The organism is Streptomyces sp. NPDC049887 (assembly GCF_040656535.1).
In the GTDB taxonomy this organism is placed as follows: domain Bacteria; phylum Actinomycetota; class Actinomycetes; order Streptomycetales; family Streptomycetaceae; genus Streptomyces.
Genome location: NZ_JBFAMM010000009.1, coordinates 105,889 through 127,768 on the forward strand (window position 1 = coordinate 105,889; position 21,880 = coordinate 127,768).

A 21,880-nucleotide genomic window follows, 5' to 3' on the forward strand; every position below is an offset into this window, starting at 1 on the left:
CCCGTGCACGTCCTGGTCCTCGGCGGTACGACGGAGGCGCGCGCCCTCGCCGAGTCGCTGCACGCGCGGGGCGAGCGGGTGACCACGTCACTCGCGGGACGGGTCGCGGCGCCGAGACTGCCGCGGGGCGAGGTGCGGATCGGCGGCTTCGGCGGCGCGGCGGGCCTCGCAGCCTGGCTGCGCGGGCACCAGGTGGACGTGCTCATCGACGCCACCCATCCTTTCGCCGGGACGATCAGTTTCAACGCGGCGCACGCCGCAGACCAGGCCCATGTTCCCCTGCTCGCGCTTAGGCGGCCCGGGTGGGTCCCGGTGGCGGGCGACGACTGGCACCCGGTCGACTCCCTCGCGCAGGCGGCCGAGGCGCTGCCCTCGCTGGGGCGCCGGGTCTTCCTGACGACGGGCCGCATGGGCCTGGGGTCCTTCGCGCACCTGGACGACCTGTGGTTCCTGGTCCGCTCCGTCGACCCGCCCGAGCCGCCGCACCCCGCGCGGATGCGGGTGCTCCTCGACCGCGGCCCCTTCACCCTCGACGGCGAACGTGCGCTTCTCGCCGACCACGGCGTCGACGTCCTGGTGACCAAGGACAGCGGCGCCGCCGCGACCTCGCCCAAGCTCACCGCGGCCAGGGAGGCGGGCCTTCCGGTCGTCGTGGTCCGCCGCCCGCCCGTGCCCGGGAACGTTCCCACGGCGACGGGGGTGGCGGAGGCGCTGGCATGGGTGACGGCACTGGGGCCGTTGCCGGGGTAGGCGGGCCGGTGTGCCGTCAGCAGACGTGCCGGTCCCGCGCCGGGTCGTACAGGTGGCTGTCGCGGAACTGGGAGGCGGCCAGGGTGCGGCCCACCAGGATGACCGCCGTCTTCGTGACGCCCGCCTGCTTCGTCAGCCCGGCGATCTCGTCGAGCGTGCCCCGGAGCACCAGTTCGTCCGGGCGACTGGCCATGGCCACCACCGCCGCGGGGCAGTCGGGCCCGTAGTGCGGCAGCAGTTCGGCGGCCACGCGGTCGACATGGCGGGCGGCGAGGTGCAGGACGAGCAGGGCGCCGCTGCGGCCCAGGGTGGCCAGGTCCTCGCCTTCGGGCATGGGGGTGGCCTGCTGGGCGACGCGGGTCAGGATGACCGTCTGGCCGACCGTCGGTACGGTCAGCTCCCGCTTCAGCGCGGCCGCCGCGGCCGCGAACGCCGGAACGCCGGGGACGACCTCGTACGGAATACCCGCCGCGTCGAGCCGCCGCATCTGCTCGGCCACCGCGCTGAACACGGACGGGTCGCCCGAGTGCAGGCGGGCCACGTCGTGCCCCTCCTCGTGGGCGCGGACGAACTCGGCGGTGATCGCGTCCAGATCGAGGTCCGCCGTGTCCACGAGGCGCGCCTCCGGCGGGCATTCGGCGAGGAGCTCGGCCGGGACGAGCGAGCCCGCGTAGAGGCAGACCCGGCACGACGCCAGCGTCCGCGCGCCGCGCAGGGTGATCAGATCGGCCGCACCGGGTCCGGCGCCGATGAAGTAGACGGTCATGAGCGTTCTCCTGCGGGGGGTTTGGTGACGGACCATTGCGTGACGGGCATCGCCTGCCGCCAGCCGGTGAACCCGCCCACCGGTACGGCGTGCGCCACGGCGAGCCGCACCAGCTCGCCGCCGTGCCGGCGGCGGCGTTCGGCCAGCAGTGCCTCCGACTCGAGCGTCACGGTGTTCGCGACCAGCCGTCCGCCCTCCGGCAGCGCGTTCCAGCAGGCGTCGAGCAGTCCCGGCGCGGTGAGCCCGCCGCCGATGAACACCGCGTCGGGCAAGGGCAGTCCGGCCAGACCGTCCGGCGCCGCCGCCGTGACGACCCGCAGTCCTGGCACGCCGAGGGTCTCCGCGTTGCGCTCGATGCGCCGTGCCCGATCCGCGTCCCGCTCGACGGTGACCGCCCGGCACGAGCGGTGCGTACGCATCCACTCGATCCCGATGGAGCCGGAGCCCCCGCCGACGTCCCACAGCAGTTCGCCGGGCGCGGGCGCGAGGGCGGCCAGCGTCGCGGCGCGCACATGGCGCTTGGTCAGCTGGCCGTCGTTCTCGTACACCTCGTCGGGCAGCCCGGGTACGGCGCCGAGCCGGGGCCCGCCCGGCTCACGGACGCAGTCGACTGCGACGACGTTGAGGGGGTCGCCGGGCGGCCGGTCCCAGCCGGAGGCGGTACCGGTGACCAGGCGTTCCCGCCCGGAGCCGAGTTGCTCCAGCACCCGCAGCGGGCTGGGGCCGAAGCCCCTCGCGGCCAGTAGTTCGGCCACCTCCGCCGGGGTCGCGGCGCCGGCGCTCAGCACCAACAGCCGCCGGCCGTGGTGGAGCACGGCGCCGAGCCCCGCGACGGGCCTGCCGACCGTCGTCACGACCTCGGTCTCCTCGACCGGCCAGCCGAGGCGGGCGCAGGCGTACGAGACGGCGGACGGATGCGGCAGCACGCGCAGGGCCTCGGGGCCGGCTATCTCGGTGAGCGTGCGGCCGATGCCGTAGAACATCGGGTCGCCGCTCGCGAGGACGGCGAGGCGCCGGCCGGCGTGCTCGGTGAGCAGCGCGGGCACGGCTGGGCGCAGCGGCGTCGGCCACGCCACGCGCTCCCCCGGGCACTCGTGGGCGGGCAGCAGGGCGAGCTGGCGTGGGCCGCCGACGAGTACGTCGGCGGCGCGCAGCGCGGCGCGGGAGGTCTCGGGCAGTCCGTCCCAGCCGTCGGCACCGATCCCGACGACGGACACGGCGGGGCGGGGGTCGGGCATCACGGACCGGACTCTACTGTCCGCGCAGATGGTGCCTGATCCGCGGGGGACCGGAGACCGGTCACCGGCGCGCGGACCCCCCAAGATCACGTAATACTGAAGTGGAGAACGAGTCCCTGGTCCCGGCCCCGCCACGCGCGCCTCATCGTCCGACTCGGCTCCGGGAGGCAGCCATGGCCACTCGACGCACTCCCCTGCCGGGCGTCGGTACGCAGTACGACATCACCTCGGAGAGCGGTCACCGTCTCTCGCTGGTCGTCCACCAGGACGGGCGGCGGTTCCTCGGCTTCTACTCCGCGGACGATCCCGACGAGTGGGCGGCCTCCGTGCCGCTCACACCCGAGGAGGCCGGCGGGCTCGCCCGACTGCTGGACCCGACCCCCGTCGAGGGCGTGCGCACCGACGGACTCGACCTGGTGACCGAGCACATCCCGGTCCCGGCCCGTTCCCCGTACTCCGGACGGCCGCTCGGTGACACCCGGGCCCGTACCCGCACGGGCGCCTCGATCGTCGCCGTCCGGCGCCCCAGCAGTGTGCACCCCTCGCCGGGACCGGGCTTCCGGCTGATGATCGGTGACACGCTCGTCGTCGTCGGCACCAGGGAGGGCGTGGACGCGCTCGCCGGGATCATCGAGGGCGCCGGCGACGAACCTGACGGCTCCGGGGCCGGAGGCTGACCGTGCACGGCACGACGATGCTCCTGGTCGAACTCGGGGCGATCATCCTCACCCTGGGGCTGATCGGCCGGTTCGCCGGACGCCTCGGGCTGTCCCCGATCCCCCTCTATCTGCTGGCCGGTCTCGCCTTCGGCACGGGCGGGCTGCTGCCGCTCAGCGCCAGCGGGGGCTTCATCGCCGTCGGCGCCGAGATCGGCGTCATCCTGCTGCTCCTGCTGCTGGGCCTGGAGTACAGCGCCTCCGAACTGGTGACGAGCCTGCGCACCCAGTACCCCTCGGGCCTCGTGGACTTCCTGCTCAACGCCCCGCCGGGCGCGGCGGCCGCGCTCCTGCTCGGCTGGGGACCGGTGGGGGCGGTGGCACTGGCCGGCGTCACCTGGATCTCGTCGTCGGGCGTGATCGCCAAGATCCTCACGGACCTGGGACGGCTGGGCAACCGCGAGACCCCGGTGATCCTCGGCGTCCTGGTCATCGAGGACCTGTCGATGGCGGCCTACCTGCCTCTGCTGACCGCGCTGCTCGCGGGACTCGGCCTGGCCGGCGGCAGCATCACCCTGCTGATCGCCGTCGGCACGGTCTCCCTGGTCCTCCTCCTGGCGGTCCGCCACGGCCGGCACCTCAGCCGGGCGGTCTCCTCCGACGACCCGGAGATGCTGCTGCTGGTCGTCCTGGGCCTCACCCTGCTGGTCGCGGGTGCGGCGCAGGAGCTGCAGGTGTCGGCGGCGGTGGGCGCGTTCCTGGTGGGCATCGCGCTGTCGGGCGAGGTCGCGGAGGGGGCCAGACGCCTGCTCACCCCGCTCCGCGATCTCTTCGCGGCCGTGTTCTTCGTCTTCTTCGGGCTGTCGACCGACCCGACGACGATCCCGCCGGTGCTGCTGCCGGCACTGCTGCTGGCCGTGGCCACCAGCCTGACCAAGATCGCGACCGGCTGGTACGCGGCCGGTCGCGCCGGAATCGGCCCGCGCGGCCGCCTCCGGGCGGGCGGCACCCTCGTACCCCGTGGCGAGTTCTCCATCGTCATCGCCGGACTGGCGGCCTCCACCGAGCCGCGCGTCGTGCCGCTGGCCACCGCGTACGTGCTGATCCTGGTGATCCTGGGCCCGCTCGCGGCCCGCTGGACCGAGCCCGCGTTCCACACCGTCCGCTCCTGGCTCGGCCACATCCCGCGGCCGCGGCCTCCGGGAGGCGCGGAGCGGGGGGCGTCCGCGACGGACGGGGCGGTGGCCCCGGCGGCGGGCGGCTGATCGTTCCCGGGCCTCACGCGCGGGCCACGGTGGGCCGCGGGCACGGTGGGCGGCGGGGCCCCGGGGCGCTCCTCGACGGCGTCGGCCGACGGGCGCCGATCACTTCTGGGCGTTCTGCCCGACGTAGAAGAGGAGCCAGACGAAGCCCGCGAAGGCATGTGTGGCGAAGACGTACACGAAGACGCGCAGCGCGACACCGCGCTCCTTCCAGCGCTCGCTCTCACGCGCGGTCTCGCTCATCGGTGGCATCCTCCCGGACCCGGACCCGGGCACGGTGCTCCGGGGACTCCAGCGTACGGCGGGCGGAATAGTTCAGGGGTGGCGTCCGTTCCAGCTGACAATTTAAGATTCAACCAACTGGCTCCTGGAGGCGAGGCCCGATGCAGTTCGGAATCTTCACCGTCGGCGACGTGACCACCGATCCGACCAACGGTCGCACCCCGACCGAGAACGAGCGGATCAAGGCGATGGTCGCCATCGCGCTGAAGGCCGAGGAGGTCGGTCTCGACGTCTTCGCGACGGGCGAGCACCACAACCCTCCCTTCGTGCCGTCGTCCCCGACCACGATGCTGGGGCACATCGCGGCGCGCACGGAGAACCTGATCCTGTCCACCTCCACGACGCTGATCACCACCAACGACCCGGTGAAGATCGCCGAGGACTACGCGATGCTCCAGCATCTGGCGGACGGGCGCGTCGACCTGATGATGGGCCGCGGCAACACCGGACCGGTCTATCCCTGGTTCGGGCAGGACATCCGCCAGGGCGTACCGCTCGCCATCGAGAACTACTCCCTCCTCCACAGGCTGTGGAGGGAAGACGTGGTCGACTGGGAGGGAAGGTTCCGTACGCCGCTGCAGGGCTTCACGGCCACGCCGCGGCCGCTGGACGGTGTCCCGCCGTTCGTGTGGCACGGCTCGATCCGTTCACCGGAGATCGCCGAGCAGGCCGCGTTCTACGGCGACGGCTTCTTCCACAACAACATCTTCTGGCCGGCGGAGCACACCAGGCGGATGGTCGCGCTCTACCGGAAGCGCTACGCCCACTACGGACACGGCACCCCGGAGCAGGCCGTGGTGGGCCTCGGCGGACAGGTGTTCATGCGCAGGAACTCCCAGGACGCGGTGAGGGAGTTCCGCCCGTACTTCGACAACGCGCCCGTCTACGGGCACGGCCCGTCGCTGGAGGACTTCACCGAGCAGACGCCGCTGACCGTCGGCTCTCCGCAGCAGGTCATCGAGCGGACCCTCGGCTTCCGTGACGTCGTCGGCGACTACCAGCGCCAGCTGTTCCTGATGGACCACGCGGGACTTCCGCTGAAGACCGTCCTGGAGCAGCTCGACATCCTCGGCGAGGAGGTCGTTCCGGTGCTGCGCAAGGAGTTCGCCGGCCTGCGCTCCGCCGGGGTGCCGGACGCACCGGTCCACCCGGCCGTGGCCGCCGCCCGCGGCACCGGCGGCGACAACACCGGCACCGGTGAGGAGGACTGACCATGGCCCAACTGAAGCTCGTCGCCGTGTCGGCGGGGCTGAGCACTCCCTCGTCGACCCGGCTGCTGGCCGACCGGCTGGCCGAGACGGCCCAGCAGCGGCTGGCGGAGCAGGACCGGAAGGTGGAGGTGCAGGTCGTCGAGCTGCGTGAGCTGGCCACCGCCATAGCCAACAACCTGGTGACCGGCTTCCCCTCACCGACGCTGGGCGCGGCCGTCGACTCGGTGACGACGGCGGACGGCGTGATCGCCGTGTCCCCGGTCTTCACGGCCTCGTACAGCGGACTGTTCAAGTCGTTCTTCGACCTGGTGGACCCGCGGGCGCTGACCGGCAAGCCCGTCCTCGTCGCCGCGACCGGTGGCACCGCACGGCACTCCCTCGTCCTCGACCACGCCATGCGGCCGCTCTTCGCCTATCTGCGGGCGCTGGTCGTGCCGACCGCCGTGTACGCGGCGTCGGAGGACTGGGGTTCCGGCGGCGACGAGTACACCGAGGGACTGCCCACCCGGATCCGCAGGGCCGGCCGGGAACTGGCCGAGCTGATGGCGAGCCGGCCCGCCCGCGAGGAGGGGCCGGACGAGCTGACGGAGTTCGAGCAGCAGCTCGCGGACCTCCGCTTCGACTGATGACCCCGCGTCGCTGAAGCTGCTCGAACTCGCGGCGCAGCCCGCCTGGTCCGGGCGGCTGCTGCTCGTCGCGTCCCAGGTCCGGACGGAGGTCCTGTGTCACCGGCGAGAGTTTCGGCGCCCCGGGACCCCGACCCGGTCCGCGGCTCCCGGAGCCGGCCCTCCCGCCGCCACCGGCCGGCCGCCGTTCAGCAGCCGTTCCGGCAGCCACCGGCACCGGCCGGGCCGGGCTCAGCGGCGGTTGTACAGACGCATGGTGATGGCACCGAAACCGACCACGAGCAGCGCTGCCCAGCCCAGGGTCCAGGCGATGTCGGCGGCCGGCCAGTTGCCCGCCATCAGCTCCCTCACGGCCGTGGCCAGATGGGTGACCGGGCTGTTGTTGACGAACGCCTGCAGCCAGCCCGGCATCGTCCTCGGCTCGACGAAGACATTGCTCAGGAAGGTCAACGGGAAGATCACCATCATGCTGACGCCCATGACGGACTTCTCCGTGCGCAGCAGCAGCCCGAACATGGTCCAGATCCAGGAGAAGGCGAAGGAGAAGACCAGCAGCAGGGCCACGCCGAGCAGGACTCCGGCCGGCCCGCCCTCCGGCCGATAGCCGATGATCATGCCGACCGCCAGCATCACGGCGGAGGCCATGACATAGCGGACGGCGTCGCCGAGCAGATAGCCGACCATCGGCGCGGGGCGCCAGATCGGCAGCGTGCGGAAGCGGTCGAAGACGCCCTTGTCGATGTCGGTGTTGAGGGCGACGCCCGTGTACATCGTGATCATCACGACGCTCATCACCAGGATGCCGGGGAGCAGGAACTGGATGTAGGCGTCGACCGACCCGGCCAGCGCCCCTCCGAAGAGGTACGTGTACATCAGCACCATCATGATCGGGAAGGCCGTGACGTCGAAGAGCTGTTCCGGCACGTGCTTGATCTTGAGCATGGCGCGCCAGCCGAAGGTCACGGACGCCGCGAGGGCGCTCGGCCGCGCCGGACGCTCCCTGGCGACGAGCAGGGCCGCCAGGGACTCCGCCCTCGGCGCGGTGAAGGTGAGGTCCTCTGCTTCCCGGGTGGCTGCGGTGCTCATGCGACGGCTTCCTTCTCGGTGACGGGAGTGTGATCGGTGAGGGCGAGGAAGACCTCGTCCAGGCTGGGCTGGCCCAGCGCGAAGTTGTCGACGGTGATCCCCTCGCGGGCCAGTTCCGCCAAGGCGCGGGCGGCCTGCTCCGCCGCGCCGAGGTCCGTGCCGTGACCGTTGACCCGGGCCGTCAGCGCGACGGGGTCGGCCTCGAGCTGGACCGTGGCGTTCAGCGCGACGGTCAGGACGCGCTCGGCGTCCGGGCGCCGGTCGGCGTCGCGCAGCCGCACATGGACGGCCCCCGCGCCGACGGATGCCTTCAGTTCCCCCTTGGTGCCCTCGGCGATCACCCGACCGTGGTCGATGACCGCGATCCGGGCGGCCAGTTGGTCGGCCTCGTCCAGATACTGCGTGGTCAGCAGGACCGTCGTGCCCTGGGCGACGACGGCCCGAACGATGTCCCAGACCTGGTTGCGGCTGCGCGGGTCGAGACCGGTGGTCGGCTCGTCCAGGAACAGCAGGTCCGGCGTGTTGAGGATGGACGCGGCGATGTCGATGCGGCGCCGCATTCCGCCCGAGTACTTCTTCACCTGGCGGCCGGCGGCTTCCGTGAGCCCGAACGCTTCGAGCAGCTGTACTGCCCGTTCGCGGGACGCCTTCCTCCCGTGGCCGAGGAGCCGGCCCAGCAGGACCAGGTTCTCCGTGCCGGTCAGGTCCTCGTCCACCGAGGCGTACTGCCCGGTGAGACTTACCCTGCCGCGCACCGTGTCGGCGTCCTTCAGCACGTCGCTGCCGAAGACCAGCGCCTCGCCGCCGTCCGGTCTGAGGAGGGTGGCCAGCATCTTCACCGTGGTCGTCTTGCCGGCGCCGTTGGGCCCCAGGAGGCCGTAGACGGTGCCGGCGGGCACACGGAGATCGACGCCGTCGACGGCCCGGTCGTCACCGAACACCTTCACCAGGCCGTGCGTCTCGATGGCCAGATCTGTACTCATCGTCTAGTTCCTTCGGTTCCTTCGCAGTGGCGGTCGCGGTCCGGGGCCGCGGTCCGGTCGGGATGGCGGGACGGCAGGGACGGTCGGGGCAGGGGCGGTCCGGTCGATTCGGTGGGGGCGTTCGGGTGGGCGGGGGCGTTCGGGTCGGTGGGCGTCAGGGTCCGGGAGGGGCGTCAGGATATGTACGGCCGGGCGGCACGCACATCGCGGAGCGCGAGGCCCCGCCGGGCGAGCTCGTCGAGCATCGGTCCCACGGACCGGTGCCGGTCCTGCTCGAAGAGGTCGTCCAGGAGGTTCAGACCGACGCCGTGGCGCAAACTCACCGCATGCAGCTCGGTGAATACGGACCGCAGCTGTTCGACCGCGTACAGTCCGCGCGAACCGTGGCCGTGGCTCACCGATGCGACCGGCCCGGCCCGCCATGCGTCGGGCGCGTGGTCGACGGCCTGCCTGAGCGAGGCCGGGAGCGGGCGGTTGCACTCCGGCGTGACGACGACGAACCCGTCGGCGTGGGAAGGCGGGGCGCGAAGGCGCCCCGCGAGGTGCCCCGGGGCGGGGGGAGATCAGTCCTCGTGCACGTAGAAGGTGTAGAACATCACGCAGAACGTGGCCGCCGCGATGATCACGGACAGCACGACCGACGTGAGGATGCTGTCGCCGGACAGGCTGTTGAGGTAGCCGACGGAGCAGCCGACGAGTGCCGCGTACGCCACCGCGCGCAGCTCCCGGGGGAGGTTGTGCTGGTAGCGGCCCAGCGCGTAGCAGAGCCCGGCGATCACCAGGCAGGAGATGAGCCCGATCGCGAACTGCGCACCCGCGGACTCTCCGGACATGCGGGCGATGAAGGACGTGTAGAGGCCGTAGATCACGCCGATCACGGCCGGCAACACGATGCCGAGGGTGGTGCCGTGGTGCCGCTCGGGCACCGCCGCGTGGACCATGGCAGAGCTCCTTCCGCTGCCCCCGGTTCCCCTTCCCACCAGCGCACACCCGGGTGGCGGGTGCGGCAAGTGGATCAGGCGGGAGCGCCGGGTCCCCGACCCGGGACCGGTGGCACGCCCGCCGCCCCCCGGTGCAGCCGGCGCGGACGGGACCCGCGCGGACGGGACCGGACCTCCGACGGCGCGGGGCCTCCCGCCGGGTTCCGCCGCCGCCCGCGTGCGTACCACGAACGGCTCATCAGAAATGTCCGTGATCGACCGTCCGGCCCATGCTGACGCCATGAGCCAACACACTGCACGGAGCACGCCCGGAGCGGGTCCGGACGCCGGCTGGGCGGCAGGGGGCACGCTCTTCGCCGGCGTCCTGATGATGGTCACGGGCATCATCAGCATCTTCGAGGGGATTGCCGGGATCGTCGAGGACGAGGTCTATGCCCGGGTGGGCAGCTACGTCTTCTCCTGGGACCTCACCGCCTGGGGCTGGGTCCATCTGGTCCTCGGGATCCTGGTGGCGGTCACCGGCTGGGGGATCCTCAAGAACATGGAATGGGCGCGCTATCTGGGCGTCGCCCTGGCATCGCTGAACATCATCGTCCAGTTCCTTTTCCTGCCCTACCAGCCGGTGTGGGCGATCTTCTCGATGGCCATCTCGGTGTTCATCATCTGGGCGCTGGTCACCACGGAGTCGCGCACCGCGGCCTGACCGGGCGATCCGTCCGTTGGATGGCTGCCACGGACCCCGAGAGGACCGAGGTGCCCGGCTTCACACACCGCGCACCACGCACCGCGCACCGCGCACCGCGCACCGGGAGCCTGTCGTGCCGCCGTGGCGCAAGTACCGGCCGCGGACGGAACGCGCCACGGGCACGAGTACCGGAACGGGCACGGGCAAACACGCCGAGGGGGCTCGAACACTCCGAGCGCCCCCTCGGCGTCCCCCCGCGTGTCGGCGCCCGGGGGAGCGGGCGCTTCCGCGGACCGGCCGTCGGTCAGGAGCCGGCGTGCGAGGGCGAGTCGGGGCGTGGTGGCCCGCCGGGTGCCGTGCTCCAGCCGGTCGTGGCCGTCCACCGCCCTGGGCCCCGAATCCGGGGTCCCGCCCGGTTCATCAGCCGCCGTTCGCCATCAGCTCGAACTCGAACGGGTCGTGCGACGAGAAGATCCGCACGAGCCGTGGATGGGCCCGGCGCAGTCGCGTCAGCCGCTCCAGCTGACCCAGGCGCATCTCGTGGTCGTCGGCGACGAGCCGCTGGTGCAGCGCGAGCGGCCGGGGGCAGCGCGGGCGGCGCAGGTCGATCTCGCCGTGGAAGAAATAGGCGTCGCCCGCGTGCAGCAGCCAGCGGTCCGGCTCCTGGACCGCTACCGCGCTGTGGCCGCGGGTGTGGCCGGGCAGCGGCACCAGCAGGATGTCGGGGGCGCGCAGCACCCGGGAGGCCGGGAAGCCCATCCAGTCCGAGTCCGCGTGGTCGTGGACGACCCAGTCGACGCCGTGCGCCCACTGGGCGGGCAGGTAGCGGTTCGCGTCGAGGCGGGTGTCGCGGCGCATGGCCGCGCGATACTCGTCGGCCATCACGTGGACCCGGGCGTGCGGGAAGTCCGCGAGACCGCCGGCGTGGTCCAGGTCGAGATGGGTGATAACGATGTCCTTGACGTCGTACGGGTCGTAGCCCAGTGCCCGGACCTGGTGGACGGCCGTGCGCGACAGGTCCAGCTCCGGCCGCATCGTGCGGCGGAAGAGAGTGCCGAGCCGCCGGGGATCGGACACCTCCGCGGCGCCGAGGCCGGTGTCGACGAGCACGAGCCCGCTCCCGGTCGCGATCAGCAGGCAGTGCGCCACGAGCGGGCCACCGCCCAGGGGGCGCATCGGCGCGCAGTCGAGGTGGTGGATGGTGATGGCCGAGCGCCGCTGACGGGTCGGGGTCGTACGCACAGACATCTGTGCCTCCTGCTCACAGGGGGATACCCGGCGCGAGGCGGCCGGGCTGGGAGAGGATGGTGGCCGTGCTGTTGTGCTCGGCGGACCGTTCGCTCGTGGCTCCGGTCCCGGAAGGCGCTCATACGGACGGCCGCGTCGTGCGCGGCCGTTCCGTCTTGCATCTCGCCCTGCCTCCACAGCAGTTGCGCCACTTACACCGTAAGTACGAGACAGGAGCGAAGCACTTACGCTGTAAGTCGTCAAGCGTTACCGCACGTAGCCACCCGAAAGAGGAGCCTCGTTCATGGCCCGAGGAGCACGACCTGAAGTCCCCGGACCTCGCGAGCCGTTGAGCCGGGACCGGATCGTCGGGGCGGCACTGGTGATCATCGACGAGGAGGGCGTGGAGGCGCTGTCCATGCGCCGTATCGCGGCCCGCCTCGGCGTCCAGGCCATGTCCCTCTACAACCACGTGCGGAGCAAGGACGACATCCTGGACGGGGTGACCGATTTCATCACCACCGACATGCGGATGCCGCGCCGGGTGACGGGTGGCTGGGAGGAGGGCATCCGCGACATCGCGTACGGCTTCCGCAGGGCGTCCCTGCGCCATCCGCGGGCCTGTGAACTCGTGCTGATGCGGCAGTTGTCCACCCCCACCGCGCTCGCGCCGGTGGACACGATGATCGCGATGATGCTCGACCACGGCTTCGACGAGGAGATCGCGGTGCATGTGCTGCGGCTGTTCATCTCCTTCCAGGTCGGCACCCTTCTGCAGGAGGTCCGCAGCGCACCGGGATCGGGCCGCGAGAGCCGGGGCCCGGACGAGAGAGTGGCCACCCGCACCGCCTACTTCGCCGGCTCCGGTTTCCCCGCCGTCGCGAAGGTCGCACCGATCCTGGCCGTGAACGACCACGAGGCCGAGTTCGCCTTCGGCGTCGAACTGCTCATCTCGGCACTGCGCGGACTGGCCCCGGTGGCGCAGGACTGACGCGGCCGGCCGGCTCCGCGGGCCACGGCCCGCCACCGGTCCCACGGCTCGGCAGAACCCGTGCCGGCGCAGGCGGGAGCCGCGGTCCGGCCCCCGCACCGGTCCACCGAGTGGCCGAACCCGGGCCGGGGGCGCACTCTGGTGCGTATGAGATCGAGCCATGGCACACGGAACGCCGTCATGGCCGCCGCGGCCGCCGTCGCGCTCGCGGCAGGGATGACCGGCTGTTCGAACGACAGTGGCGAGACGCCGAAGTCGGTGGCGTCCAAGGCGGGTGAGGCCGTCGAGTCGGCGACGGCGGCAGCGGCCTCCGAGATGGCGAAGGTCAAGGGCGGTCTGAACGCCAAGGCCGATGTCAAGGCCGGGCCCACGGAGGCCGTGAACAACCGCCTCACCAACGAGATCACCGCGACGAACCCCACCGACAAGGCCGCCGACTACACGGTCCTGGTCAACTGGAAGGACAGCAGCGGGAATCTGCTCGACGCGACCGTCGTGTCGATCGACGCGGTTCCGCCCGGCGGCACGAAGTCGGCGACGGCGCAGACCCATCGGGACCTGTCCGGTACACCGCCGGCCGAGATCGGGCAGGCGGTCCGGCACTGAGGGCCCGGCACGCGGCTCCGGGTCCCGTAGGCCGACCGGACCGGCGGGCCGCCGTCCCGTGCCGAACTCTGCCGGGCAGTTGCGCGTTGGCCCGACATGGAGCCGGGAATCGCAGTGCGGAGCGCCGCCGCGTGGACCGCGGGAGCACTGCTCGCCGTGGTGTCGGTGGTCGTCGGCTGCCGGGCGCTCGACGTCGACGGCCCCACGCCCGTGCCGCAGTTGCTCGCGTTCCTGCCGTGGCTGCTGCTGCCGGCCGGACTCGCCCTGCTGCCGGCCGCGTTCGCCCGTCGACCGGTGCTCCTGGTCTGGGCGCCGGCCGTGCTCGCCGTCACGGGCTGGTTCGTGCGGCCCTACGGCCCGGAGCCCGGACCGCCGCGCGGGCCCGTCGTCGCCCGGCTCGACGTGCTCACCGCCAACGTGGAGTTCGGGCGGGCCACCCCGGACCTGATCGCCACCGTCCGGCGCGAGCGCCCCGACCTCGTCTTCGTCCAGGAATGCGACCGCGGCTGCTCCGCCTCGCTCGCGTCGGGCGTCCCGCGCCGGGACTACCCGTACCGCCGGATCGTGGAGGGCGACCTCGCGGCGGGCTCCGCGATCCTCTCCGTGTATCCGCTCAGCGGCACCGCCGGGATCCCGGGCACGCTCGCCATGCCGGGCGCCGAGACGCCCCTCGGCGGGCGCACGGTCCGGCTGCAGCTCGCCCACCCGCTGCCGCCCGTCCCCGGCAGACTCGGCGCCTGGCGGGCGGGCCTGGACCGGGTACGGGCCTGGGCGTCCGGCAGCCGGGGAACCCCGGCCATCCTCGCGGGCGACTTCAACGCCGGCCAGGACCACGCCGCCTTCCGCCGGGTCCTCGACGCGGGCGGGCTGCACGACAGCGCCCGGCTCGGCGGCGCATTCCGCACCCCGTCCTGGCCGGCCGCCGCACCCCGACCGCTGGGCACACAGATCGACCATGTGCTGGTGAGCGATGATTTCGGCGTACGCGGCGCGCGGTTCCTCGACCTCAGGGGAACGGACCACCGCGCGCTGCTCGTCGCTCTCGACCTGCACAAGGGGGGACCGTGAAGGAGCGGGTACGGCTGACGCCGCCGGCGTGGCTGGTGTCGGGGCTGCGCCCGCAGCCCACACCGGTCAACCGGGCGGCGGTCGCCCGCGCCGCCGTGGCGCTGTCGGCTCCGCTGGCCCTGGGCTTCGCCGTGGACCGGCCGGTGTACGGGGCGCTGGTGTCGATGGGCGCCCTCTCGGGAGTCATCGGCGACACCGCCGACGCCTACCGGATGCGGATCTTCAACATCGCCGTGCCCCAGGTCTTCGGAGCCGTCGGCGTCACACTCGGCACGCTGGTGTACGCCCAGGGGTGGGTCACCGTCGCCGTCCTCACGATCGTGGCCCTCGTCTCCGGAATGATCTCGTCGATCGGCGCGGTCGCCTCGGCCTCCGGACTACTGCTGCTGCTCAACGCGGTCATCGGGTCGGGACTGCCGCTGCCCCGGCCCTGGTGGACGGCTCCACTGCTCCTCGGGCTCGGCGGTCTGTTCGTGCTCGCGCTGGCCCTGCTCGGCTGGCCGCTGCGCGGTGGCGCGCCCGAGCGGTCGGCGGTCGCCCGCGCCTACCGGGCGGTCGCGGACCTGCTGGCGGCGGCCGGCGGGAGCACGTACGACGAGCGCCGCCGGGCCGTCACGCAGTCGCTCGACGACTCGTACGACCTGATCCTCGCCCGCCGCGCCCGCGACCACGGCCGCAATCCCACGCTGGTCCGGCTGCTGGCGCAGCTCAACGCCCTGGTCCCGGTGGTCGAGGCGGCCCCCGCCGCACACCAGCGCGGCCACCCGCTGCCCGCCGCGATCCCCGCGGCGGTACGGACGCTCGCAGACGCCGTCGAGCACGGCCGCACGGGCCCGTACGAGCCGCACCTGCCACGGCCCGCCACACCCACCGAGCGCGCGGTCGACCACTCGCTGCGGCACGCGACGACCGTCGTCCTGGGGCCGGACCCCGATCCCCACAACGTCGACGACCGCCTCGGCAGACCCGCCGCGCTCGGGATCCGCGCCCGCCGCACGGCGCGCGACGTGCTGTTCTCCGAGGCGTCCTGGCACTACGGGCTGCGCCTCGCGCTCTGCATCGGCCTCGCCCAGGCGCTGGTCTCGATCGTGGAACTGGACCGGTCCTACTGGGTCGCCCTCACCGTCACCTTCGTCATGAAGCCGGACTTCGGCTCGGTCTTCTCCCGCGCGGTGGGACGCGGGCTGGGGACGGTGGCGGGCCTGGTGGTCGCGGCCGCCGTGCTTGCCGAGGTGCCGCGCGGCTGGTGGGACGTGCCCGTCATGTTCCTCCTCGGCGGCCTCATCCCCGCGTTCTCGGCGAAGGGGTACGCCTTCCAGACGGCGGCGATCACCCCGGTGATCCTGCTGCTGTCCGACCTGCTCAACCGCCAGGGCATCGGGCTGGTACGGGCACGGCTCGTGGACAGCCTGATCGGCTGTGCGATCGCGCTGGTCGCGGGGTACCTCCTGTGGCCGGAGAGCTGGCACAGCCGCATCGGTGACCGGCTCGCGGACTCCGTCGACCACGCCGCGAGCCATGTGGCGCTGGCGCTCGGCGCCGACGCGGACCGGGGCGAGCGGGCGCGGTCCCGGCGACGGCTGTACCGGGACCTCTCGGCCGTGCGCTCGGAGTTCCAGCGGGCGCTCACCGAGCCGCCGCCCACCGGCACGCGAGCCGCCGCGTGGTGGCCGCTCGTCGTCGCCGTCGAGCGGATCGCGGACGCGACGACCGCGGCCCGGGTCAGGGTGGACCACGGCGCTCCGCCACCCACGCGGAACGAGGTCGACGAGGTCGTGCGGAACCTGCGCGAACTCGCCGGTGACATCCGCTCCCGGGAGGAGCCGTCCGTGGTGCGGGCGCCGCTGGAGGGCGACGACTCCGGCGTCCTCGAACCGCTGCGCCAGGAGGTGACGGCGGCCCGCACGATCGCGTCGCCCTCCCCGGCACCCGATGCCCCCGGTCCCTGACGTCGTGGGCGGACGGCCCGGACGGGAGCCCCCGGCGCCGCGCCCGTGCCACGGCGACCGGTGAGACGCACCACCCCCACGGCCGGACCGCCGGCGGCACCGCGACCTAGTGCCGGGCGCCGAACCGCGATGCCTCACCCCGCCGGGCGCAGGCCGAACCCGGCACCGACCGGCGGCGTCCCCCTCCCCGTCACCGGGACGGGTGGCCGCGGCCGTGGAGGCGCTCCATCTCCCGCCGGTCGCGCTTGGTCGGCCGGCCCGCACCCCGGTCCCGCACGCCCGTCGGTGCGGTGAGTTCGCGCGGCGGGGGCGGCGGGCTGTTGTCCACGTAGCACTGCACCGCGGCGGGCGCCCCGACACGCTTGCGGATGATGCGGGAGACCACCACGATCCGTTCCCGGCCCGCGTGGAGGAGGCGCACCTCGTCCCCGGACTTCAGCGCGTGCGCGGGTTTGACGCGCTCCCCGTTGACCCGGACGTGCCCTCCACGGCAGGCCGTCGCCGCCTGGGAACGCGTCTTGGTCAGCCGCACGGACCAGATCCAGCTGTCGACCCGCACGGTGCCTTCCGCGGCCCCCGGGGCCCCTGTGCCTTCCGCCATACCACCGAGGGTACGGCGGACGACTACGATGCGCTCCGTCCCCCGTCGCGGAACCACCCCTTCAGCGCGGCCGAGACCCTGATCCATCGCCACATGCCCTGCCATACAAGGACATTCGATGAGCAGCAACCCCGGCAGAGGGCTCCAGCCCAACGTCCTCGGTACGTTCGACACCATCGTGATGGCGGTCGCCGGCAGCGCCCCCGCCTACTCGCTCGCCGCGACCACCGCCGTGCTGGTGGGCGCCGTGGGCCTGGCCGGTCCCGCCGCACTGCTGTACTGCGCGATACCCATGCTGGGCATCGTCCTGGCCTTCGGCCGCCTCGGCCGGATCGACGTCAACGCCGGGGCCAGCTACTCCTGGGTGGGCCGCACGCTCCACCCCTTCCTCGGCTTCCTCTCCGGCTGGGCCCTGGTCGTCTCCGCGACGATCTTCATGGTGGCCGGCTCCCTGCCGGCCGGTGCGATGACCCTCGCGCTCTTCGACCCGGGCCTCGCCGACGACACCGGGCCGGCGGCCCTGGTGGGCGCCTGCTGGTTCCTGGTGATGCTGCTGGTGGTCCTCGGCGGGGCACGGCTGACCGTGCGGGCACAGTTGCTGATGACCGGCGTCGAGGTGCTGGTGCTGGTGCTGTTCCTGCTGGCCGCACTCCTGCACAAGGGTTCAGCGGTCGCCTTCGACTGGTCCTGGCTGGGCTTCTCGCACTTCGACGGTGCCTCCGGGTTCGCCTCGGGCGCGCTCATCGCCGCGTTCTACTACTGGGGCTGGGACGTCACCAGCAACCTCAGCGAGGAGACGCGCAACAGCCGCAGGACGGCCGGTGTCGCAAGCCTCGTCGGCGTCGGCGTGGTGCTGCTGCTCTTCGTTGCGTTCACGGTCGCCGTCAACGTCATCCTCACCTCGGAGCAGATCCGGGCGGGCAGCGGCAACGTCCTCGGCGTGCTGGGCGACGAGATCTGGCCCGGCGTCGGCGGCAAGTTGCTGATCGTCGCGGTGATGCTGTCGACGGTGGCCACCCTGGAGACCACCCTGATCCAGGTCACCCGCTCCCTCTTCGCGATGGGCCGGGACCGCACGATGCCCCCCGCCCTCGGCACCGTGCACGAGCGCTGGAACACCCCGTGGGTCGCGATCGCCGTGGTGGGGTCGGTCGCGCTGGTGATGCTCTTCGCCGCGACGGCGCTCGGCTCGGTCGGCGACGTCCTCGCCGACGCGGTGAACGCCATCTCCCTGCAGATCGCGGTGTACTACGGACTCGCGGGCATCGCCGCCGTCGCCGCGTACCGCGGCATGGTGCTGACGTCGGTGAAGAACTTCCTGCTCGGCGGGGCGTGGCCGCTGCTCGGCTCGGCCTTCATGTTCTGGATCTTCTTCGAGTCGCTGAGCGAGCTGAGCACCGCCTCGATCGTGATCGGCCTCGGCGGGCTGGCAGCCGGGGTGGTCCCGATGCTCTGGTACTGGCGACAGGGGAGCACGTACTACCGGCCCGCCAGGCTGGACGCGGCACGGGCCATCGAGGCGGAGGCCGCGTACTCCGGTGCCGGCTCCGCCCGGCACGACGGTCCTCGCGACGCCATGGCGACGGACTTCTGACCGAAGAAAGCAGGCTGGGACATGGTTGCTGCTCGCCGCCGCTTCGAGCCGGTCCTCGACCCGGACTTCGGTGACCGCGCGCTGACGGAGGCCCGCCACGACATCGTGATCGGGCGCTGGCAGGGGGTGCGCGACCTGCTGCACGCCACCGGGCCGGACTGGCCACTCCGTACCCACCGGCTGCGGCAGCTCTCGCACGCCGCGGCTGGGTCCTCGGCCGTCGAGGCCTGGTGGGCGGCCGAACCGGAGAACCCGGACGCGGCCGTGCTGCGCGCCGCGACCGCGGTGGTCCGGGTCTTCGAGGACGCCATCGCGCGGGGCCGGGGCACGGCCGTGGACCGCGACCGGATCGACGTGGCGGTGATGGCCTGCATCGGTGCAGCCGAGGCGGCGCCCGCGGACCCGATGCCCTGGGTGTCGCTGCTGACGGTCGCCCGGCTCTACGACGGCGGTGTCGGACGGCGTCAACTGCGTTCCTGGTGGGACGAGTTGCGACGGCGCGACCCGGACAACATCGAGGGCCACGTGCAGTTGCTGCGCTACTGGTCGGCGCGCTGGCACGGCACACACGGCTCGATGTACGACGTCGCCCGCGACGCGGCGGGCGCGGCCCCGCCCGGCTCCCCGCTGCCGGTGCTCGTGCAGATCGCCCGGGTGGAGGAGTTCCGTTACGTGGCGGAGGGCTCCCGAGGCCGGGCCCCGGTCCGCGACTTCGGCCGGCACTGGAAGCACGAGCTCGCGGTGACCGAGGTGCGGCGCACCTGGGAACGCTGGATCGGCGGCCGGCCGGCTGGCCCGGTCCTCCCCGAGGAGGTGGGCGAACTCAACCACCTCACACACGCGGCCTGTTACGCGGGCGAGACGGACGTGGCGCGCCGGCTGTTCGCGATGCTGGGCACGCGGGCGGCACGGGTCCCCTGGTCGTACACGGGCGATCCCGCCGAGCAGTTCGCCCGGTTCCGCGCGGCGACCGCCGCGGACTGACGCCTCCGGCCGGCGCGGGAGCCCGGCCTCCCCCGTGGGCCCGGCGGGAGCGGCCGGGACCCACGGGGCTCACCGGGGTCAGACGCCGATGCCGCGGCCGTCCTTGCGGTAGACGGCGACGACCGACGGGCGCACGAGGCGGCCCGGTCCGTCGGGCCACACGGAGGCGGGCTTCTCGACGGTCGCCCCGTCGACCTCTCCCGGGTGCTGGACCGCCACGATCACCCTGCGGTCCTGGATGATCGGACCGCAGGTCTCGGCGCCCTTCGGCACCGTGAGGAACTGCTTCAGCTCACCCCGGCGCTCACCGGTCGTCGCGACGCCGAACAGGCCGTCGTGCGAGCCGAGCTGGGCGCCGTCGGTGGATATCCACAGATTGCCGTGCGGGTCGAAGGCCACGTTGTCCGGGCAGGAGATCGGGCTGACCTTCTCCTTCGGGTAGCCGGCGAAGTACGTGGCCGGGTCCTCCGGGTCGCCCGCGACCAGGAACAGCCGCCAGGCGAAGCCGTCGGAGGAGGGGTCGTCCCAGTGCTCGGCGAGCTCCAGGATCTGGCCGTGCTTGTTGAGGTTGCGGGGGTTGGCCTCGTCCGCGCCCGGCTTGCCGGCCTTGCCCCGGTCGCCGTTGTTGGTCAGGGCGACGTACACGCGGCCGGTGCGCGGGCTCGGTTCGACGTCCTCGGGGCGGTCCATCTTGGTGGCGCCGACCTTGTCGCCGGCGATGCGGGTGAAGACGTACACCTCCTCGGCGGTCATGCCCGGGACGTGCGAGACGTCGCCGGTGGCCAGCGGGATCCACACGCCGCTGCCGTCGAACTCGCCGTCGTTCGGGAGCTTGCCGGTGCCGTCGATGTCCTGGGGGGAGTCGCCGGTGAGCTTGGCGACGTACAGCGTGCCCTCGTCCAGCAGCGTCAGGTTGTGCGCGCGGGCGGCCCGGCTGTCGCCCTTCTTCATCCGCTTCGACGAGACGAACTTGTAGAAGTAGTCGAAGCGCTCGTCGTCGCCCATGTAGACCACGGGGCGGCCGTCCCGGGTCAGCCGGGGCTGCGCGGCCTCGTGCTTGAAGCGGCCGAGGGCCGTGCGCTTGCGGGGCGTGGAGTCCGGGTCGTACGGGTCGAGCTCGACCACCCAGCCGAAGCGGTGGGACTCGTTGGGCTCCTGGGCCGCGTCGAAGCGCTTGTCGAAGCGCTCCCACTTGCGCTCGGTGGCACCGGAGGTGAGGCCGTAGCGCTTGTCGGTGGCGCTGGTGCCGTTGGCGAAGTACTGGTTGAAGTTCTCCTCGCCGTGGAGCGTGGTGCCCCAGGGGGTCGTGCCGCCCGCGCAGTTGTTGAGCGTACCGAGGACCTTGGTGCCGGTCGGGTCGGCGGACGTCTTGAGCAGGGCGCTGCCCGCGGCGGGGCCCGTGAGGCGGAACTCGCTCGTGGCCGTCAGACGGCGGTTGAGCCAGTGGCGGGTGACGGGCGTGAGCTTGCCGCTCCTGCGCTCCTCCTGGACGACGACCACGGAGAGACCGTGCGCGGCCCAGGCGATCTCGACCTGCTCGCGGGTCGGGTTGGCGGCGTCGTAGCCCTTGAACATCAGCTGCTCGTCCGTGTACTCGTGGTTGGCCACGAGCACCTGGCGGCCGTGCTCGCGCAGCGGCAGCAGGCTGAGGAAGTCGTTGTTGTAACCGAACTGGCCGGCCTGTGCCCTGGCCGTCTGCCGGTCGGCGTCGAACGCGGGCGCGCCGCGCAGGATCGGCTCGCCCCAGCGGATCACCACGTTCTGGGTGTAGCCCTCGGGAACGGTCACCTTGTCGGCGGTGTTGGGCTCGACCGGGGTGAAACGCAGACCGCGGGCGCCTTCGCTCGTGCCGCCTCCGGGTCCGCCGTGACGGGCGTCACCGGCGGCGGGCACGGCGGCTGCCTGCGCGGACGGCGCGTTCTGCGCGACGACGGCGCCGCCGGCGGCGGTGGCGACGGTCACGACAGCGGCGGTGCGCATCATCGAACGCCGCGACAGCGTCCCGGCGATGACATCACCGGCGTACTCGTTGTCGCTGGTGTTCGGCACCTCGTGGAAGCAGGCGTCACCACAGCGGTACCGGCAGGTCAGAGCGGAACGACCGCCCGCGTGGTTCGAGCTCAGGAGCGGCAGCATTCTGCGCACGTCTTCACCAATCCCCTCGGCGCCCCGCGCCGACATCGTGTCGGAATGTCTCCGGCCGCGACGGTAGGGGCACATGTGTGCAGTGCGGCGGCAGCCAGGTGAACGGGGGATGAATCCGGAGCGACCGGGGCGCTCTTGACGCGGGAGGGGCTTGCGACCGTACGGAAGAGGCGGCCGCTAACCTTACGTGTCCGCGCCGGCCGGAGCTGCGGCGTTGCCACAGCCGGGC

The 21,880-nt window shown here is 72.8% G+C and carries 20 protein-coding genes and 2 pseudogenes; 12 read left to right on the forward strand and 10 right to left on the reverse strand.

All coding sequences use genetic code 11. The features are described from left to right. Positions 1-3: 3 nt before the first annotated feature. The gene (locus tag AB0J10_RS13850) at positions 4-750 is read left to right on the forward strand and encodes a cobalt-precorrin-6A reductase (RefSeq protein ID WP_363061148.1); all 747 of its coding nucleotides are present in this window, start codon (positions 4-6) and stop codon (positions 748-750) included. 16 nt (positions 751-766) lie between these two features. Here the strand turns inward: AB0J10_RS13850 and cobM are convergent, their stop codons facing one another. Then, positions 767-1,516: a precorrin-4 C(11)-methyltransferase gene (gene cobM, locus AB0J10_RS13855; RefSeq protein WP_363061150.1), complete on the reverse strand. Its 750-nt coding sequence runs from the start codon at positions 1,514-1,516 to the stop codon at positions 767-769. After that, positions 1,513-2,754, reverse strand: a complete 1,242-nt coding sequence (cbiE, locus tag AB0J10_RS13860; RefSeq protein WP_363061380.1) for a precorrin-6y C5,15-methyltransferase (decarboxylating) subunit CbiE — start codon at positions 2,752-2,754, stop codon at positions 1,513-1,515. The genes cobM and cbiE overlap by 4 nt, the downstream gene beginning before the upstream one ends. A 173-nt stretch (positions 2,755-2,927) precedes the next feature. On the opposite strand from cbiE, the gene AB0J10_RS13865 reads away from it, so the two are divergent. Both AB0J10_RS13865 and AB0J10_RS13870 read left to right on the forward strand, forming a co-directional pair. Next, positions 2,928-3,431, forward strand: coding sequence for a TrkA C-terminal domain-containing protein (locus AB0J10_RS13865; protein WP_363061152.1), 504 nt, complete (start codon positions 2,928-2,930; stop codon positions 3,429-3,431). Between the two features lie 2 nt (positions 3,432-3,433). Beyond that, positions 3,434-4,675 carry a cation:proton antiporter gene (locus tag AB0J10_RS13870; protein ID WP_363061154.1) on the forward strand — a complete coding sequence of 414 codons (1,242 nt, stop codon included), beginning with the start codon at positions 3,434-3,436 and terminating at the stop codon, positions 4,673-4,675. Positions 4,676-4,774: 99 nt separating this feature from the next. Here the strand turns inward: AB0J10_RS13870 and AB0J10_RS13875 are convergent, their stop codons facing one another. Beyond that, entirely contained in the window at positions 4,775-4,915 is a 141-nt protein-coding gene (locus AB0J10_RS13875; RefSeq protein WP_363061156.1) for a DUF6126 family protein, read from the reverse strand. Positions 4,916-5,055: 140 nt separating this feature from the next. Here AB0J10_RS13875 and AB0J10_RS13880 point away from each other — a divergent pair, with 140 nt between their 5' ends. Then, entirely contained in the window at positions 5,056-6,165 is a 1,110-nt protein-coding gene (locus tag AB0J10_RS13880; RefSeq protein ID WP_363061158.1) for an LLM class flavin-dependent oxidoreductase, read from the forward strand. 2 nt (positions 6,166-6,167) lie between these two features. Next, positions 6,168-6,791 carry an FMN reductase gene (locus AB0J10_RS13885; protein ID WP_363061160.1) on the forward strand — a complete coding sequence of 208 codons (624 nt, stop codon included), beginning with the start codon at positions 6,168-6,170 and terminating at the stop codon, positions 6,789-6,791. A gap of 231 nt (positions 6,792-7,022) precedes the next feature. On the opposite strand, the gene AB0J10_RS13890 is transcribed toward AB0J10_RS13885, so the two are convergent. From AB0J10_RS13890 to AB0J10_RS13905, 4 genes and pseudogenes are all read right to left on the reverse strand, one after another. Continuing rightward, the gene (locus AB0J10_RS13890) at positions 7,023-7,877 is read right to left on the reverse strand and encodes an ABC transporter permease (RefSeq protein WP_363061162.1); all 855 of its coding nucleotides are present in this window, start codon (positions 7,875-7,877) and stop codon (positions 7,023-7,025) included. Then, positions 7,874-8,860: an ATP-binding cassette domain-containing protein gene (locus AB0J10_RS13895; RefSeq protein ID WP_363061164.1), complete on the reverse strand. Its 987-nt coding sequence runs from the start codon at positions 8,858-8,860 to the stop codon at positions 7,874-7,876. Before AB0J10_RS13895 ends, AB0J10_RS13890 begins: the two co-directional genes overlap by 4 nt. Before the next feature lie 173 nt (positions 8,861-9,033). Continuing rightward, a pseudogene (locus AB0J10_RS13900) lies at positions 9,034-9,375 on the reverse strand (NAD(P)H-dependent oxidoreductase); the annotation flags it as partial. A 48-nt stretch (positions 9,376-9,423) separates the two neighbouring features. Next, entirely contained in the window at positions 9,424-9,801 is a 378-nt protein-coding gene (locus AB0J10_RS13905; protein WP_363061166.1) for a hypothetical protein, read from the reverse strand. Between the two features lie 280 nt (positions 9,802-10,081). Between AB0J10_RS13905 and AB0J10_RS13910 the strand changes: the two genes are divergently transcribed. After that, positions 10,082-10,504: a hypothetical protein gene (locus tag AB0J10_RS13910; protein ID WP_363061168.1), complete on the forward strand. Its 423-nt coding sequence runs from the start codon at positions 10,082-10,084 to the stop codon at positions 10,502-10,504. A gap of 402 nt (positions 10,505-10,906) precedes the next feature. Here AB0J10_RS13910 and AB0J10_RS13915 read toward each other — a convergent pair whose 3' ends face one another. Further along, entirely contained in the window at positions 10,907-11,734 is an 828-nt protein-coding gene (locus tag AB0J10_RS13915) for an MBL fold metallo-hydrolase (RefSeq protein ID WP_363061170.1), read from the reverse strand. 283 nt (positions 11,735-12,017) lie between these two features. Between AB0J10_RS13915 and AB0J10_RS13920 the strand changes: the two genes are divergently transcribed. The 4 genes from AB0J10_RS13920 to AB0J10_RS13935 all read left to right on the forward strand — a co-directional run bounded on the left by AB0J10_RS13920 (position 12,018) and on the right by AB0J10_RS13935 (position 16,327). Further along, the gene (locus AB0J10_RS13920; RefSeq protein ID WP_363061172.1) at positions 12,018-12,704 is read left to right on the forward strand and encodes a TetR/AcrR family transcriptional regulator C-terminal domain-containing protein; all 687 of its coding nucleotides are present in this window, start codon (positions 12,018-12,020) and stop codon (positions 12,702-12,704) included. Positions 12,705-12,851: 147 nt separating this feature from the next. Next, positions 12,852-13,310 (forward strand): hypothetical protein, encoded by a 459-nt coding sequence (locus AB0J10_RS13925; protein WP_363061174.1) that lies wholly within the window; start codon positions 12,852-12,854, stop codon positions 13,308-13,310. A gap of 114 nt (positions 13,311-13,424) precedes the next feature. Further along, positions 13,425-14,378, forward strand: coding sequence for an endonuclease/exonuclease/phosphatase family protein (locus AB0J10_RS13930; RefSeq protein ID WP_363061176.1), 954 nt, complete (start codon positions 13,425-13,427; stop codon positions 14,376-14,378). A gap of 35 nt (positions 14,379-14,413) precedes the next feature. Further along, positions 14,414-16,327 (forward strand): FUSC family protein, encoded by a 1,914-nt coding sequence (locus tag AB0J10_RS13935; protein WP_363061382.1) that lies wholly within the window; start codon positions 14,414-14,416, stop codon positions 16,325-16,327. A 190-nt stretch (positions 16,328-16,517) separates the two neighbouring features. Here AB0J10_RS13935 and AB0J10_RS13940 read toward each other — a convergent pair. Then, a pseudogene (locus tag AB0J10_RS13940) lies at positions 16,518-16,889 on the reverse strand (RNA-binding S4 domain-containing protein); the annotation flags it as partial. A gap of 157 nt (positions 16,890-17,046) precedes the next feature. Here AB0J10_RS13940 and AB0J10_RS13945 point away from each other — a divergent pair. Continuing rightward, the gene (locus AB0J10_RS13945; protein WP_363061178.1) at positions 17,047-18,522 is read left to right on the forward strand and encodes an APC family permease; all 1,476 of its coding nucleotides are present in this window, start codon (positions 17,047-17,049) and stop codon (positions 18,520-18,522) included. A 21-nt stretch (positions 18,523-18,543) separates the two neighbouring features. Next, a complete protein-coding gene (locus tag AB0J10_RS13950; protein WP_363061180.1) occupies positions 18,544-19,506 on the forward strand; it encodes a hypothetical protein in 963 nt (320 codons plus the stop codon). A 78-nt stretch (positions 19,507-19,584) separates the two neighbouring features. Here the strand turns inward: AB0J10_RS13950 and AB0J10_RS13955 are convergent, their stop codons facing one another. Beyond that, entirely contained in the window at positions 19,585-21,651 is a 2,067-nt protein-coding gene (locus AB0J10_RS13955; protein ID WP_363061182.1) for a PhoX family protein, read from the reverse strand. Between the last annotated feature and the right edge of the window lie 229 nt (positions 21,652-21,880).

What these genes read in the sequence shown, in the direction of transcription:
- cobM (WP_363061150.1), bottom strand. Translation starts at nt 1,516, where the DNA reads ATGACCGTCTACTTCATCGGCGCCGGACCCGGTGCGGCCGATCTGATC.
- cbiE (WP_363061380.1), bottom strand. Translation starts at nt 2,754, where the DNA reads ATGCCCGACCCCCGCCCCGCCGTGTCCGTCGTCGGGATCGGTGCCGAC.
- AB0J10_RS13865 (WP_363061152.1), top strand. Translation starts at nt 2,928, where the DNA reads ATGGCCACTCGACGCACTCCCCTGCCGGGCGTCGGTACGCAGTACGAC.
- AB0J10_RS13875 (WP_363061156.1), bottom strand. Translation starts at nt 4,915, where the DNA reads ATGAGCGAGACCGCGCGTGAGAGCGAGCGCTGGAAGGAGCGCGGTGTC.
- AB0J10_RS13880 (WP_363061158.1), top strand. Translation starts at nt 5,056, where the DNA reads ATGCAGTTCGGAATCTTCACCGTCGGCGACGTGACCACCGATCCGACC.
- AB0J10_RS13885 (WP_363061160.1), top strand. Translation starts at nt 6,168, where the DNA reads ATGGCCCAACTGAAGCTCGTCGCCGTGTCGGCGGGGCTGAGCACTCCC.
- AB0J10_RS13890 (WP_363061162.1), bottom strand. Translation starts at nt 7,877, where the DNA reads ATGAGCACCGCAGCCACCCGGGAAGCAGAGGACCTCACCTTCACCGCG.
- AB0J10_RS13895 (WP_363061164.1), bottom strand. Translation starts at nt 8,860, where the DNA reads ATGAGTACAGATCTGGCCATCGAGACGCACGGCCTGGTGAAGGTGTTC.
- AB0J10_RS13905 (WP_363061166.1), bottom strand. Translation starts at nt 9,801, where the DNA reads ATGGTCCACGCGGCGGTGCCCGAGCGGCACCACGGCACCACCCTCGGC.
- AB0J10_RS13910 (WP_363061168.1), top strand. Translation starts at nt 10,082, where the DNA reads ATGAGCCAACACACTGCACGGAGCACGCCCGGAGCGGGTCCGGACGCC.
- AB0J10_RS13915 (WP_363061170.1), bottom strand. Translation starts at nt 11,734, where the DNA reads ATGTCTGTGCGTACGACCCCGACCCGTCAGCGGCGCTCGGCCATCACC.
- AB0J10_RS13920 (WP_363061172.1), top strand. Translation starts at nt 12,018, where the DNA reads ATGGCCCGAGGAGCACGACCTGAAGTCCCCGGACCTCGCGAGCCGTTG.
- AB0J10_RS13925 (WP_363061174.1), top strand. Translation starts at nt 12,852, where the DNA reads ATGAGATCGAGCCATGGCACACGGAACGCCGTCATGGCCGCCGCGGCC.
- AB0J10_RS13945 (WP_363061178.1), top strand. Translation starts at nt 17,047, where the DNA reads ATGAGCAGCAACCCCGGCAGAGGGCTCCAGCCCAACGTCCTCGGTACG.
- AB0J10_RS13950 (WP_363061180.1), top strand. Translation starts at nt 18,544, where the DNA reads ATGGTTGCTGCTCGCCGCCGCTTCGAGCCGGTCCTCGACCCGGACTTC.